The organism is Mycobacterium sp. RTGN4 (assembly GCF_033804635.1).
GTDB lineage: Bacteria > Actinomycetota > Actinomycetes > Mycobacteriales > Mycobacteriaceae > Mycobacterium.
The window spans coordinates 381,810-396,076 of record NZ_JAPZLB010000005.1; the positions used below are offsets into that span (position 1 = coordinate 381,810).

Here is a 14,267-nt window from a genome sequence, read left to right on the forward strand (position 1 = left end):
GGCGATCGCCCCGAACCGTCCGCATGGGCAAGGATGGCTGTGTGACGCAGCGCAAGACACGCATCGGAATCGCCGGCGCAGGCAATGTCGGCCGGTCCGTCGCGCGCGAGTTGCTCGGCTACGGCCACAAAGTCCTGCTGATCGAACGCGAATACCGCAAGTTCGAACCGCACACCGTGCCCGAGGCGGACTGGCTGTTCGCCGACGCCTGCGAGGTGAGCACTCTGGAGGAAGCGGGCGCGGAGACGTGCGACGTGGTGATCGCCGCTACCGGAGACGACAAGGCCAATCTCGTGGTCGGCCTGCTGGCGAAGTCCGAGTTCGGGGTACCGCGGGTGGTGGCGCGGATCAACGAGGTCCGAAACGCGTGGCTGTTCACGCAGGCGTGGGGGATCGACGTGGCGGTCTCGACGCCCGACGCGATGGTCGCCGGAGTGGAGGGCGCGATCGACGTCGGCCACCTGATCCGTCTGATGGGACTGGGACGTGGCAAGGCGGATTTGGCGAAATTGACTCTGCCCGAGGACAATCCACTGGTCGGCCAGCCCGTAGGAGCCTTGGATCTGCCCGCCAACACTGCCTTGGTGACGTTGCTTCGAGCCGGCGAGGTCATCATTCCCACCCTGCAGGACGTGCTCGAGGCGGGCGACGAGATGTTGTTCATCTCCGACAGCGCCGCGGAGGGTTCGGTGCGCTCGGCCGTCTTCGGTGGGGAATCCCTTCGGGTGGCTGAGGAGCGCGACCGATGACCAGAACCAACCTTTCGATGTCGATCTCTGCCGACGGCTTCGTGGCCGGCCCGGACCAGTCCGAGGACCATCCGCTCGGCGTCGGCGGCCTTCGTCTTCACGATTGGCACTTGGGGCCCTCCAAGGAGCATCCCGTGAACCAGCAGGTGGTTGCCGACATGATCGACGGCATGGGCGCGACGATCATGGGCCGCAACATGTTCGGCCCAATCCGTAGCGAGTGGGGCGACTCGGACTGGAAGGGCTGGTGGGGTGAGGACCCGCCGTACCACTGCCCGGTGTTCGTCCTGACTCACTACCCACACGACCCGATCGAGATGGAGGGTGGGACCGCCTTTCACTTCGTCACCGACGGCATCGCGTCGGCGTACGCCAAGGCCAGGGCGGCTGCTGGTGGCCGAGACATCTCGATTGCCGGAGGAGCCTCTTGCGCCCACCAGGCGATCGCGGCAGGATTCGTCGACGAGATCGACCTTCAGGTCAGCCCGGTGATACTCGGTTCGGGGGAGCGGCTTTTCGACGGGTTCGAGGCGGGCAAACCAGCACTCGAGCTAGCCCGCGTGCTCGAAGCCCCGGGGGTGGCCCACCTGCGTTACCGCGTCGTCCGGTGAGCGCTTGCGGCTTGGCTTCAGCAATCCGCTGTGACGTCAACGTGCTGGTAGCGCGCTTCGGCTGCCCGCTGCTGAGAGGGTAAGTTTCGGGCGTGAACGCCGGATGAATTACCGTCCGGGATGCCAAGCCCCCATAGCCCAATTGGCAGAGGCAGCGGACTTAAAATCCGCACAGTGTCGGTTCGAGTCCGACTGGGGGCACCGATAAAGTGCTGGTAGAGAGATTTTAAAGCTGTAACCTCAGCCCTGGGAACCGGTCTCAGTGTCACGAGTTGTCACAACACGTCCGAAACTGCTTGACGCAGCTTTGAGCGCGTCGTCCTGGCTGTGGGCGTAGACGGACAGCGTGAAGGCGGCGCTGGCGTGGCCCAGCCACGCGGCGATAACCGCGATCGGGACATGCCGGAGATGCATCAGCGTCGCGCACGAATGTCGCGCATCGTGGAGCCGTACCCGCTCGATGCCGAGCCCGTCGAGCATCCGTCCCCATCGGAACGTGAGCAGGTTTGGGTGGTAGGGCTGTCCGGCCTCATCGCTCGCGACGTATTCGCCCGACCCGTACCCGCTGCCGAATGCCAACCTCTCCTCGGACTGGCGCTTTCGGGCGGCGCGGAGCACGTCGACCACCTCGGCGGGCATGGGGAGCGTCCGTGTACTGGCTTTGGACTTGGGCGTTCCGGACAGGATCTGCTTGCCGACGGCGACGCGGTTCTCCGCGACCCTGACCGTCTGTGTCTTCAGGTCGACGTTCGTCCAACGCAGTCCGGCGATTTCTCCGCGACGTAGTCCGTACAGTGCCAGTGTCCAAAGATGTCGGTCGCGGCACTCGTGATCGAGGATGCGGAACATGTCGCGCTCGGTGAGCGTGCGCATCTCGCCCGCTTCGCCTGCGATCCTGTCGACCAGCTTGGCGACGTTGCGCACGACGTTTCCCTGCGCCACCTGGTCTTCGAGAACTGCCGTGCAGAGATAGAGCATGTAGTTCACCGACCGGGCTGACCACTTTCTGCGGCCGGTAACGTCCCCGCGGCGCAGTCGCGCAACCAGGCCGTCCAGGTCGGCCTTTGTAAGTTTCTGAAGCTCAATGTGTCCGAGCTCAGAACGTATCGGTCCGAGTGAGACTCTGTGGCCTGCAACGGTCGACGGCTTCAATGCGTGCTTGGACAAGAGCCAGGACTCGCACGCTTGAGTCACCGTCAGTCTGCTTACGTGGACATACGTGCCTGCCGCGACGCCGGCCTGGAGAGCTGCTAGCTCGGCTCGCGCCTTGGCTTCGGTGGTGAATCGGCGCCTAACTTGTCGTCGTCTTCCGGACTCTGGGTCATGGCCGGCATCGACCGTCAACTGGTAACGGACAACGCTTTTCCCCGTGCTACGGTCCGCGACTTCAATCTTCTTGATCTGCGGCGGCAGCTGTTGTCGTTTGGTCATCTCCACCTACCTGTGCACGATGCGATGGCGCGACAGTCGAACCCGCACGCCATCGCCGGCAGTCATCCGGCGGCGGGTGCTTCGACCACCGTTATAGCAGCATGCACCGTCAAGATGCCGCTTCGGTGTGTTTGGCGACGAAGCGATTGATCTCGGCGGAGGTGACGCGGCGAGCGGCTCCGATCTGTACCCAGGCAAGCTCACCGGATTCGAACAGACGGTAGATCGAGGATCGGGAGATCCGCAGTGCACCTGCGGCTTCCGGAATCGTCAGGAGCCGGTGGGTTCCTGAAAGCGCGGCTTCAGATTCGATCGGATCTGTCATCGCAAGCTCTGGAATAGGTGCGCGTCATGTGGTCCGCCTTGTGATATGGAGGTTCCACCACTGTAATTCGCCCCACCGACTGCTCCGTGCACTTTTTTCGCGACAGCGTTGGGCAGGAGATACCTCTGGCGGTTGCCTCCGCCGGTGCAGAGGAGAGCCAGACGAGCGAGTTGCTCGTACCGATGCAGAGGCTGCAGTAGCGGCTGATCGGAGAACTGGCGCGATCGTCGTCGCGACGCTCCTCTTACCTTGCCTGCCCTTCAATCTCATGTCCGCCCCGCCATCGCCACACCGTCCAGCCGTCCCAACGCATCCCTACCTGTATCATCTAAAACCACAGCGCCTCAACATATTTCACCCTGGGTCACCTCTTCGACACACCCTTGAATCCTCTTGGCACATTTGCACAGGGGTGCGAGACTGGTTGTGGCCCAGCAGGTGCCGACGCCCCGCGTGTGGATGGATTCGCTGTTGTTGACGATCTCGAAACTCAAGCGGTGGTCGATCAATTACTACATCGACACCGCCAACACCGCGCAGCGCGCGACGGCGGATCTGCAGCGCGCCAACGGCGGCCTGGGGGAGTACTACACCGAGTACGAAACCCGAACCCCGGCGTGGCTGCTCGCCGGCGATACCCACCGCGTCGCGGTACTCACGGGATTGACTGACGTGCAACGCGCTGGCGGCGCAGCGGATCCGGCGGTGGTGGCGCGGTGGCTCGACGACGGCGTCGCCCCGAATGGTGCGCGGGGCCGCAGATTTGGGGTGCGCGGGGTGCACGGTTTCGATCTGACGTTCGGCGCACCCAAGAGCGTCTCGCTGCTCCGCGCGTTGCGTGCGGATGAGGTGGTGGGCAAGGGCATCGCGGCGGCGCACACCACCGCACTGTCCGAAGCCATGGAGTACCTGGCCCAGCATGCCGGGTACACCCGGGTGCACAACCCGGTCACCGAGGAGAAGGACCTGGTCCGGTTACCCGGTCTGGTGGCGATCGCGTATCAGCACGAAACGTCGCGCTGCGGGGATCCGCATCTGCACACCCACGTGATCGTGCCGAACCGGCAAGCCCGCGCCGACGGCGTCCTGGTGTCCCTCGACGGAACCTCTCTGTATCACGAAGCTAAGGCGGCCGGCGTCATCTATCAAGCGACTCTGCGCCGCGAACTGCATCAGTCGCTGGGGTTCGAGTGGGCGCCGGTCGACCCCGCCACGGGGATGGCCGAAGTCGCTGGGGTGGACCGCGCCACCATCACCGCCTGGTCGCGCCGCTCCAGCCAGTTGCGGGACTGGGCCGCCCAGCATCTGGCTGCTGATGGGCAGTCGCCGACATCGGCGGAACTGGCGACCGCGCAAAAGGCCACTCGCCCGGGCAAGCCCGAAGAGCTGGCCTGGTCCGCGCTCCAAGCGCAGTGGCGCGTGGACGCGCGCGGGCTGCGCCTGGACCGCGCACCGGTAGTGGAGGCGCGCGCGGCGCGCCGCGCGGCCGCGCGCGTCCCGTTCGATTCCGCGCGCCTGGCGCACGCGGCCGCGCACATCGAGAAGGCCGCGTTCACCCGCGCCGACCTGATCGAGATCATCGGCGCGCAACTCCCCATCGACGGCGCGCAGACGCCGCGCGCGGTGGTCGAAGCCGCGGTCGACGACCTGGGGGTGCGGCTGACCGGGCCGCGGGCCGCGCATCAGCGCGAAGGCCACGAACGGTTCACCCTGGAAGTCATCCTCGCCGAAGAGGCCGCGGTGCTCGACCTGGTCGACGCGCGCGATGACCGCGCCCGACTGTGGGCGCTGGATGAGCGCGACCCCGACACCGCCGCGCTGTCCGCGGAACAAGCGCGCGCGGTGCGCAGGATCGCCGAATCCCCGTGGCTGGTGCAACCGCTGTCCGCGCCGGCCGGCGCGGGCAAGACCACCTCGATGCGCGCGCTACGCGCCGCCGCGGAACGCTGCTACCACCGCGTGCTCGTGCTGGCCCCCACCGGTCAAGCCGTCGACGTCGCACTGCGCGAAGGCGCCGGCGACCAGGGCTACACCATCGCCAAAGCCCTGCAAATGCTGGGCACCAAGGAACTGCAGCTGCGCCCCAATACATTGGTGGTGGTGGACGAGGCGGGCATGGTCGGTACCGACGACCTACGGCGGCTACTGACCGCCACCACCCAGGCGCGGATCAAGACCGTACTCGTCGGAGACGCCCACCAACTCGCCCCCGTGAAGGCCCGCGGCGGGATGTTCGACCAACTCCAATCCGACCTGCCCTGGACCCAACAGCTCTCCGAAGTGTGGCGGATGCACGACCCGCAAGAACGGACCGCCTCGCTGGCGCTGCGCGACGGCGACCCGGCCGCCGTCGCCCGGGCGGCGCGGTGGTACCAACGCGAGAACCGGCTGCACGCCGGGGACCAGATCGCGATGGCCACCGACGCACTGTCGGCCTATCGCGCCGACGTGGCCGCCGGGAAGGACGCAATGTTGGTGTGTGACACCAACGAGATGGCCGACGCGCTCAACCAGCGCCTGCACAACGACATCATCGCCGCCGATGCGGACACAGTGTCGGCCGCTCGCGGGCATGCCATCGCCGTCGGGGATCTCATCCTGACCCGCCGCAACGACCCCACCATCGAGCTCTACCAATCCGCCGGCCGACCGACCCCCGAGCACGTAGTGCGCAACGGAAACCGCTGGCGCGTCATCGCCGTCGACCCGCCCAACCATGGGCTCGCCGCCCAACGCCTCAGCGACGGCGCCCACGCCACCCTGGAAGGCGACTACCTCCGTGAGCACGTCACCCTCGGCTACGCCGCCACCGTGCACACCGCCCAAGGCGCCACCGCCGACACCACCCACGCCGTACTCGGCGACACCACCACCCGCAACCTGCTCTACGTCGCCATGACCCGCGGCCGCGACACCAACACCGCCTACCTCTACGAGCGCCCCACCGAACACGAATACGCACCTGCGCCTGACGCGTCCGCTCGACAATTGTGGCGCGCAGCCCCCGACGATGCCGCCCACACCCTGCAAAACCTCATCGCCCACACCGACGAAACACCGGTCACCGCACACGACTACGCCACCCGCACCCCCAACAACGCGCTACCCGAACAGGTCCAAGACCTGATGCAGCAACGACAGACGAACATCCAGCAGCGACAAATCGAATACGGAGCATGGCGTCAGTCGATGCGCACGATGGCAGAGGACCTCACCAAAAACCGTGCGCGGCACGCCAGTCGCAGCCTTCACGTCGACGAAGGACTCGAGCTCTAGAACGACGATCGACGCCGTGCCGACTCGTCGCCATCTCCTGGCAGTCGCAGGGTTCACGCGATGACGCGTCGGCATCGTGCCGAGACGGCTGACGATCCCGCTCGAGCAAGGTCCGGCCGCTGCGCGCTACCGCGTGAGAACTTTCTCTACTGAGATCAAGAGTGAGACTGGCCTGACGGCGAGCTCATTCCCGAGGTCGCGTGTGTACACCAACCAGCAACTCATGTGGGGCTCATTTCTGAGGAAGTCGATTACGGCGACTGTCGCCCGTCATGAATTCGACGCCATCGCTGGCCGAGTCATTGTCCGAAGATGACCCCCGGTTTGCATTCAACCCTCCACCAGTGTTGAAGCAGTTGTTAATGCTGAGCGTGGGTATCTTTCGGCCACCGCACGGATTAGATCGGCCCGGTTACCGATGCGCTTGTAGAGGGTTCGCGTCGAGATCTTCAAATCGGCGGCCAGGCCCCGTGCGGTGAGCGCTTCCGGGCCTGCTGTGTCAATGATTTCGTGCGCGCGGTCATAGATCGCCTCGACAGGGGCTCCCGGTTTTCGAGCAGGTGCGCCGCAGACAGCTTTCCGATGACTGTCATGGTCACCTCCCTCGAGCGAGCAGTGGGGCCTGGCACAACCTGAAAGCATCGCGCCGAAAAACCTTTCAACCTCTTCCTCAATGCGTCGCCGCCACGCCAGAGGTGTGCTGACCGAACGGTTGGCCGTGCTGCGCACATCGACAGGTTGAATGGGATACGTTGGGTTGTCGGTCATGTCGTCGCTAATCGGCATTGGCTGCTTGCGAGATGACCGCCACCGACGCGTCGTCGACGTCGCGGTGACTTGCGGTGGCGTCGTCGGCGTTGCCGTTTCCGTTTGCCATGCTGGTCGACCGCTGCAGGTTGCCGCCCTCCAGGTCGTCGCGGATGGCTTCCTGAGCGGCCGGGGGCAGCGTGTGCATGATCTCGCGCACCCGGGCCTGACGCCGAGCCACCGCCTGGCGCACCGGCATCCCCGGAGTGGCGTTGACCTGAGCCGGCACCCCCTCGACCTCCTCGGTCCCACCATCGTGGTGCCCGGCATCGATGAGCGCCTGCTCCTCGGCCATCGTCGACTCGTCCTTCTCCTCCGACATCCCGATCGGACCGATACGACGACCGTTGAGGAACTGCTTGACCACCGGCTCATCAGAGGTCAACAACACCTCACGCGGACCGAACATCACCAGATGCTTGCGGAAGAGCATGCCCATGTTGTCGGGCACCGTCCGAGCGATGTTGATGTTGTGCGTCACGATCAAAATGGTGCAATCGATCTGGGCGTTGATGTCAATCAACAACTGACTCAGATACGCGGTACGCACCGGGTCCAGCCCCGAGTCCGGCTCGTCGCACAAGATGATCTGCGGATCCAACACCAAGCTGCGGGCCAACCCGGCGCGCTTGCGCATACCACCGGAGATCTCCCCGGGGAACTTGTTCTCATCACCGGTCAAACCGACCAGGTCCAACTTCTCCATCACGATCTGACGGATCTCGGATTCCTTCTTCTTCGTGTGCTCACGAAGCGGGAACGCGGTGTTGTCATACAGGCTCATCGACCCGAACAACGCGCCGTCCTGGAACATCACCCCGAACAGCGTGCGGATCTCGTAGAGCTCCTTGGCCGAGCACTCGATGATGTTGGTGCCATCGACGATGATCTTGCCGCGCTCGGGACGCAACAACCCGATCAACGACTTCAAGAAGACCGACTTACCGGTACCCGAGGGGCCCAGCAGCACACTGACCTCACCCGCGGGCAGATCGAAGGTCACGTCCTGCCAAATTCGCTGGGACCCGAAGGACTTCGTCAGTCCCTCAACCTGAATACCGATACCCACGCGAAATCCTTCCGGCCATTCGGTGTTGTTCCAGTTCGCGCCGGCGATGCACCGACGCTGAGTCGTGGAATATCTGCTGCCCGGTGGCAGCGGATCAGGCGCAGCACAGCGGAATCACGCCGGGGCAGTGGCTTGGTCAGGTCGACGGCGCCGGCGACGCAAAATTCGGTTGGCGAGTGCCACCGAACAGGGGCCATCGATGCCGCGCTCGCCGCTGTGGCCGACAAGGCACCGCGACCAATCATCGTCGCCGACTCGGTGAGTGCTTTCGCCGTTGATCGTGCAGAGTCCATTTTTCGCAGCCGCTCGTCTATTTGATGGTGTTGGCGAGGTCGTTGCACATTGCGGCGAGCTCGGGACCCCAGGTTGACCAGTCGTGGTTGCCGTTGACGGGAAAGTCGAAGTGCCCGTTCTCGCCGCCGACAGCCCGGTAGTGGGCGTAGAAGCTGCGATTGCTGCCCTGGGCCTGGTCGCAGTAGTCGATCATCGCAGCCGGATCGCTGCACACCAGTGTCTGGGGACTGGACACCCACAGCCGGGTTTTGTTGTCTACCAACAACTGCACGTGTACGTCGGGGTCGTGCCACTTCCAGCGGCCCAGCTGCGCCGCACCCCACATGGCTTGAGTGTTCACCCCGCCGTACTTGGCCAGACCCGCGGTGATGGCCCCGTTGAGCTCCGTGCGCGAGGGCGTCAGGAAGCCCGACATCGATCCGGCGTACCGGAATCGGTCGGGATGGAACTCCGCCATCATCAGCGCACCGGTGCCACCCTGGGCGGCGCCGACGATGGCGTGCCCGCCCCGAGCGAGCCCCTTGTTGACGGCCAACCAATCAGGTAGTTCCTGCGACAGGAACGTTTCCCACTGACGGCTGCCGTCTTGTTCCCAATCGGCGTAGAGGCTGTATGCGCCGTCGGCGGGCGCAGCCACCGAAATACCCTTGTCCACAAGGGTTTCCAGGGCATGACCCGCGGTTACCCAGTTGCTAACATCCGTGGCGGCGTCGAACGCGTCCAGGAGAAACACCGCGTGCGGGCCACCGGGCTGGAACGCAACGGGGATGTCACGACCCATCGCTGCCGACGGTACGATCAGGTACTCGACGCCTGTAGCCTTCGCAACCGCGCTCTGCCACAGGCAGATTCCGATTGCGCCGACCATCGCGGCTCGCAATGGTGTGATGCCTAGTTTCATAGCAGCCCTCCAGTATTTCGGCGGCCGACGGGTGTGCGCGATCGAGGTCGGTGTTCGAAGCAAGTGCATTTCGCCGGAGGATTGCCGGGCGACCGTGGACACCGTGCAGCGCCATCTCCAGGTTTTCACTTGGCGGCTCGGTGAATCGAAAAGTGCACATTGCGTGCGACTCCGGCGGATCGCCTGCGACTAGGCCGGGCACGCCTGCTCGAGTAGTTGCTATTCATGCTTCATGCCAACGTTCCATCTCATGACAAGTGCTGACGTCATTGGGGTCCTGGGTTTTGTCGATCCAAGCGGCGTCCACCTTGCCGGGCTTTATTCCGCGCCTCCCATCTGCGCCCGAAACCGTTCTCTGTTAGTTGGCGTCCGCCGGAATCGGTGATTCGGAGGTGACGTGCGGCGGTTTCGACGACTCGTTCTGTCTTCGGAGTTGTTTCTTCGTCAGCGCACGGATCAGGAAGCCGTAGGCGAACACTGCTGCACCTAGGGCCGACAGCAGCGGCGCGAAGATGATCAGTTGTGGCCAGTTCGTGTCGACTCTTACGAAGTTCGGCTGCTGTCGTTCAAGGCCTGGAATGACGTCGTTGCGAAAGTAGTCTCTGATCAGCGGGACGGAGCGTGACGGCGAGCCGTCGAAGTGGGTCAGCTTGTCTGTGCCCGGTACTTGCGCCCATCCGTCGCTGACGGTCTTGAGACTCGTGAACAGTTGATACGTCTGGGGAAGTTCAGCCTTCAGGGCTTGCCACGTCTGCGCGGGTTCCTCATGCGATGCGCTAGCCAGGTAATCGATTAGCTTCGTCGCGTCGGCAGTCGATGCCGAGAACGGCACACCATCCAAAAGCCTTGCGGCGTGCGGAAAGTCCAAGTGCACCAGGTTGCGAACGTCCTGGACGGGAATGCCGACGTGCGTGGCGACGTGATCGAGCAACGCCGGATACTCCTCGGTCACCCCGCCGTCGGGCAGCACCGCCGGGCCCAAGGCATCGACGAAGATCGAGATGAATTCGATACCCGCGCGGTCTCCATGGATTCGGTCCAATGCGAAGACTGGCCGCGTGTCGTCGAGCAACGCCTGCCCCCCGATCAGCCGCGGGAAGAGGTTGAGCGCAAGCACCAATCCGGGCACGATGAGACCGATCACCGAGACGAGCACCCATGCGTACCGCAACTTGTTTCGCTTCACGCCATTTCGGGTCTTGATCATCATCGTCATCCCGAAGGCCGTCACGGCGGCCCCCAGGACCAGCAGCAGGGGCGGAAGAAACCACACACCGCCACGAACGCCCAACGGGCGGAAGTTGCCTTGCTGGCGTTCGACGGGTGCCACCACTTCCTTGCTGAGATAGGTGCGCAGTTGTGGCATCGTGCGCACGGGCGAACCGTCGAACCGCGTGAGGGTTTCGCTGCCCGGGATGGCGTCCCACCCCGCGGTGAGCTTCGGCAGGTTGACGTACACCTGCCAGATCTTGGGGTAGTCCTTTTGCAGCATGTCGTCGACCTGGTCCGGGGTGATCTGCAGCACGGTGCTCAGATAGTGGACGAGTTTGGGCAGTTCGGCACTCACCTCGGGCAACGGCAATGACGTCAGAAACCCGTTGATGGCGGGAAAACCGTTGCGCAGCAGCTGCTGCGCGTCGTCGCGCGACTTGCCGGTGCGCTGGGCGATGAAGTCGACCAGTTTGGGCACCTCGGCTGCGGCGCCATCGGGGTGCATCATCGCGTCACCGGTATCGGTAGCGGCCGAGACCATTTCGATCCCGCCGCGGGCACCGATGACCCGGTCGACGGTGAACGCTGGGCTCAAGTCATCCACCATGGATTGTGCGGCGCCCAGTCGCGCGAACAACTGCCACGACATGACCAGGATGATGACGATCACCCCGACCACCGCTACTCCTGCCCAGGCGAGTGGAACCGCTTTGCGAGCCATGCATGCCTCCGTCTTCGAGCGGTTAGAGCTGCGGGGTCAGGTCGGTGAAGCTGACGGTGGACATCTTCGTGACCAGCCAGCGCGAACCCTCGTGCTTCATCGCCAGCCGGTACCCGACGTACTTCAGGGAGGGGATGTTCTTCGTCAGCGGACTCGTCGCCGTGGTGTTGGTCAGCACGATCGCCACGGCGTCCGGCCCGCTCAGCGATTCCACCCCGACCCCAACGACTTCGGTGGTGTCGGACACCTGAGCCTGCTTGTTTGGAGCGGCCGCGGCGTCGAGGAACTTGCGGTACTGCACGCTGAAGTCACCACTGAGGTACTGGCTCGCGCGATCAGCCAAGGTGTCGACCGTTTCAGGCGTGTAGGTCCACAAGGTCGTCACTGCGTTCACTGCGGTGCGGGCGACATCGGTACGGGCCGCAGCCGTCGCACGGTCGCCCAGGGAGGTGTGCACCGCGGCGCCAGCAAAGGCCACGGCGCCGACGAAGACGACCGCCGCCGCGCCGGCCAATGCAGTGTGCCACCGACTGAATCGCCGCCGCCCGTCGGCACTGGCTGAGCAGTCGTCAATCGCCCGAACGTCTTTCGAGCTCTCAGAGACCGGCTCGTCGTGGTCACCGTAGGTGGCTTCGGCGGTGTCGGCGTCGTCAACGAAGTCTCGCTCCGCGCAGAGTGCGCGACGTCGACGTCCGCGCTTGCCACTGGGGACCGGTCCACTCTGCGGCCTGCGGGTGCGACGACCGACGGCCGTGGCCCTGGCAGCCACCGTCGTCACAGGTGCACTGGGGTCGTGTGCTCGTACTATCACGCCATCGGGATCAAGTTGCTGATCTTCCACTGGCTCCCCTCCTGCTTCGTTGTGACCACCCATCGGTTCGCCCTTTCCGCCTGCAACGTTCCGTCAGGAGACTTCGACGTGAACTTCGTGATCACCAACACATCGATGCTGCCGTCGTCATTGCGCCGGGAGACACCAGCATCGAGTACGGCGCCGGTCGTGGGTTCGGACCGCGCGATCCCGACGAGAATTTCGTTCTCGTTCTGGCGGTACTGGTCGGCGAAGTCACCCGTGGCTTGGGCCAGGATCCGGTCGGCGTAGTCGTTGGCGTGGAACGGATCGGGCGAAGTGAAATCCGTCATGAAGGACCGCACGTAACCGAGCGCGGCGGCATCGTATATCTCTGTTCCTCTTCGTGCTTCGTGGCCGGAGAGCACCAGGGCGCACACCGCCATCGCCGTGACCGCTACGGTGGCGGCGAAGGTCACGACGACGGGCCAGGCCCACCGCCGCCGAGGCCGCGTCGGCCCTACGAAGAGCGAGGATGAGCCCGGTTCGATCCTGCGCCGCGGACTCATGGCTTGCCCTGGGCGGCAGGCGGGTTGGTTACGACCGTCAGATCGTCGACGAGCCACGTCGAGCCGGACTCGACGAAGGTCACGCGCACCGACGCGGTGAGATACCTCTGGCTGGGAGCGGGTCCCCGTTGCCCCTGTAAGAACAGCAGCATCGTGGCGCGATCGTCCATCGCGCTTAGCACCGAGCTGTCGGTCACCCAGTACTCGTTGCGCTCCGGCCCAACCTTTTGCACTGCCTGTTGCTGGGCGATCAATTGCCCACGGTAGGCGTCGGTGGTGAGAGCCCGGGCCCGATCGAAGTCGGCTTCGATGGTCTCAGGGTGATAACTGAGGATCTGTTCGACCATGTGCGGCCCCTGCGCGGAGATCTCAGCGCTGACATCGGATACCGATCGATCATGTTGACGTACCACGATGTAACTCACAGTCGCGTTGGCCGCGCATAGCATCGCCGCCGTCATCAGCAGGAGCGCGGCAGGGCGGCGGTCCCGACGACTGTTGGCACCCTTGGTAATCCGCAGGTGCGACTCGGTGCGCAACAGGATGTCGGCAAACGTTCGGCGGCGAGTGGCCTTCATGGCCCAACACCAGCCCGCCAACATAGGCACGGTGTCCAGGCTGTGCGCAAGATCTCGCAATAGGAGCGTCCACGGCCCTACGGGCGATCCGCCGGATCGAACGACCGCGATGCCAAAAGTCTTCCGGCCCAGCGTTTGTCCTCCGACACCTGGCAACAGCCACCGGTTGAATTCCGTCCACAGCACGGCGCTGACGCCGATGCCGACGCTCATCCACCACCACCCTCCGCGCAGCGGCACCGACCACGCGGTCAAGACCGCAGTCGCGAACACCGCGGCACCGGGCACGACATCCAAGATCAATGCCGCCGCGCGTGCGCGCCACGATGCGTGCGCACTCGCTTCGCTCGCGCTGGTGGTGACCTCGAGCGCGTCGTCGTTCGTACTCGTGGCGGCCCGTGGAGTGTCGATCAGCGTCACTTCGCCACCTGCTCGAGCTTGGCGACCTTGAACTGGCCGTTGACGGGCACCATCTTCACGCGTACCCGGTAGCTGTTCTCCCGGTCTGCCATCCCGGTCTGAGACACGGTGGCACGAAAGACCAGCAGCGCGTCGATCGATCCGTCGTCGTTGTCGCGTTCCACGGCCGCATGCATCTCCGGCACTCGCACTCGGACATCGACCGCTTGATACGCCTGGGCCAGAACTTCCCCGTACCAGGCGGATTGGTCCCCGAAGTCGCCGGTCGAGCATTCGGTGAGCTTCTGCTGGCTTCCCGGAATCGCGGCCGCGTTGGGCGGCTGGGTGGCGGCTACACAATCCTTGGCGGCCGCGAGCGCCGCCACGTTGGCGGAGTCGAGGGCGTCGCTGTCATGGTGCGCCTGCAGCGCCAGATGACCACCGAATCCGGCGCCGGCAGCGAGCACGAGAAGCATCACCGTGAGCGCCAACGGCCAGCGCCGGCTCACCCGAGCAGTGGCAGCATTCGCTTCGT

At 64.7% G+C, this 14,267-nt stretch carries 13 protein-coding genes and 1 tRNA gene; 4 read left to right on the top strand and 10 right to left on the bottom strand.

What is annotated here, in order from left to right:
• Nucleotides 1-41 precede the first annotated feature (41 nt).
• From SLQ30_RS13860 to SLQ30_RS13870, 3 genes are all read left to right on the top strand, one after another.
• On the top strand, nucleotides 42-749 hold the full coding sequence (locus tag SLQ30_RS13860; RefSeq protein ID WP_319446853.1) for a TrkA family potassium uptake protein: 708 nt from the start codon (nucleotides 42-44) through the stop codon (nucleotides 747-749).
• Nucleotides 746-1,360 (top strand): dihydrofolate reductase family protein, encoded by a 615-nt coding sequence (locus tag SLQ30_RS13865; protein ID WP_319446854.1) that lies wholly within the window; start codon nucleotides 746-748, stop codon nucleotides 1,358-1,360. Before SLQ30_RS13860 ends, SLQ30_RS13865 begins: the two co-directional genes overlap by 4 nt.
• A 127-nt stretch (nucleotides 1,361-1,487) precedes the next feature.
• Nucleotides 1,488-1,561 (top strand) — tRNA-Leu (locus SLQ30_RS13870).
• Nucleotides 1,562-1,600: 39 nt separating this feature from the next.
• Here SLQ30_RS13870 and SLQ30_RS13875 read toward each other — a convergent pair.
• On the bottom strand, nucleotides 1,601-2,338 hold the full coding sequence (locus tag SLQ30_RS13875; protein ID WP_319446855.1) for a site-specific integrase: 738 nt from the start codon (nucleotides 2,336-2,338) through the stop codon (nucleotides 1,601-1,603).
• A gap of 562 nt (nucleotides 2,339-2,900) precedes the next feature.
• Nucleotides 2,901-3,116 (bottom strand): helix-turn-helix domain-containing protein, encoded by a 216-nt coding sequence (locus SLQ30_RS13880; protein WP_319446856.1) that lies wholly within the window; start codon nucleotides 3,114-3,116, stop codon nucleotides 2,901-2,903.
• Nucleotides 3,117-3,575: 459 nt separating this feature from the next.
• Here SLQ30_RS13880 and mobF point away from each other — a divergent pair, with 459 nt between their 5' ends.
• Complete coding sequence (gene mobF, locus SLQ30_RS13885; protein ID WP_319446943.1) at nucleotides 3,576-6,392, top strand: MobF family relaxase; 2,817 nt, start codon at nucleotides 3,576-3,578, stop codon at nucleotides 6,390-6,392.
• Nucleotides 6,393-6,722: 330 nt separating this feature from the next.
• On the opposite strand, the gene SLQ30_RS13890 is transcribed toward mobF, so the two are convergent.
• The 8 genes from SLQ30_RS13890 to SLQ30_RS13925 form a co-directional block, all read right to left on the bottom strand.
• Nucleotides 6,723-7,160, bottom strand: coding sequence for a hypothetical protein (locus tag SLQ30_RS13890; RefSeq protein ID WP_319458317.1), 438 nt, complete (start codon nucleotides 7,158-7,160; stop codon nucleotides 6,723-6,725).
• Nucleotides 7,161-7,167: 7 nt separating this feature from the next.
• Nucleotides 7,168-8,268, bottom strand: coding sequence for an ABC transporter ATP-binding protein (locus SLQ30_RS13895; protein ID WP_319446858.1), 1,101 nt, complete (start codon nucleotides 8,266-8,268; stop codon nucleotides 7,168-7,170).
• A 310-nt stretch (nucleotides 8,269-8,578) separates the two neighbouring features.
• Nucleotides 8,579-9,463 (bottom strand): alpha/beta hydrolase family protein, encoded by an 885-nt coding sequence (locus SLQ30_RS13900; protein ID WP_319446859.1) that lies wholly within the window; start codon nucleotides 9,461-9,463, stop codon nucleotides 8,579-8,581.
• A gap of 358 nt (nucleotides 9,464-9,821) precedes the next feature.
• The gene (locus SLQ30_RS13905; RefSeq protein ID WP_319446860.1) at nucleotides 9,822-11,396 is read right to left on the bottom strand and encodes a hypothetical protein; all 1,575 of its coding nucleotides are present in this window, start codon (nucleotides 11,394-11,396) and stop codon (nucleotides 9,822-9,824) included.
• 22 nt (nucleotides 11,397-11,418) lie between these two features.
• Entirely contained in the window at nucleotides 11,419-12,174 is a 756-nt protein-coding gene (locus tag SLQ30_RS13910; RefSeq protein WP_319446861.1) for a mammalian cell entry protein, read from the bottom strand.
• Nucleotides 12,175-12,203: 29 nt separating this feature from the next.
• Complete coding sequence (locus tag SLQ30_RS13915; protein WP_319446862.1) at nucleotides 12,204-12,755, bottom strand: mammalian cell entry protein; 552 nt, start codon at nucleotides 12,753-12,755, stop codon at nucleotides 12,204-12,206.
• On the bottom strand, nucleotides 12,752-13,753 hold the full coding sequence (locus SLQ30_RS13920) for an RDD family protein (protein WP_319446863.1): 1,002 nt from the start codon (nucleotides 13,751-13,753) through the stop codon (nucleotides 12,752-12,754). Before SLQ30_RS13920 ends, SLQ30_RS13915 begins: the two co-directional genes overlap by 4 nt.
• A complete protein-coding gene (locus tag SLQ30_RS13925; RefSeq protein ID WP_319446864.1) occupies nucleotides 13,750-14,241 on the bottom strand; it encodes an Mce protein in 492 nt (163 codons plus the stop codon). The genes SLQ30_RS13920 and SLQ30_RS13925 overlap by 4 nt, the downstream gene beginning before the upstream one ends.
• Between the last annotated feature and the right edge of the window lie 26 nt (nucleotides 14,242-14,267).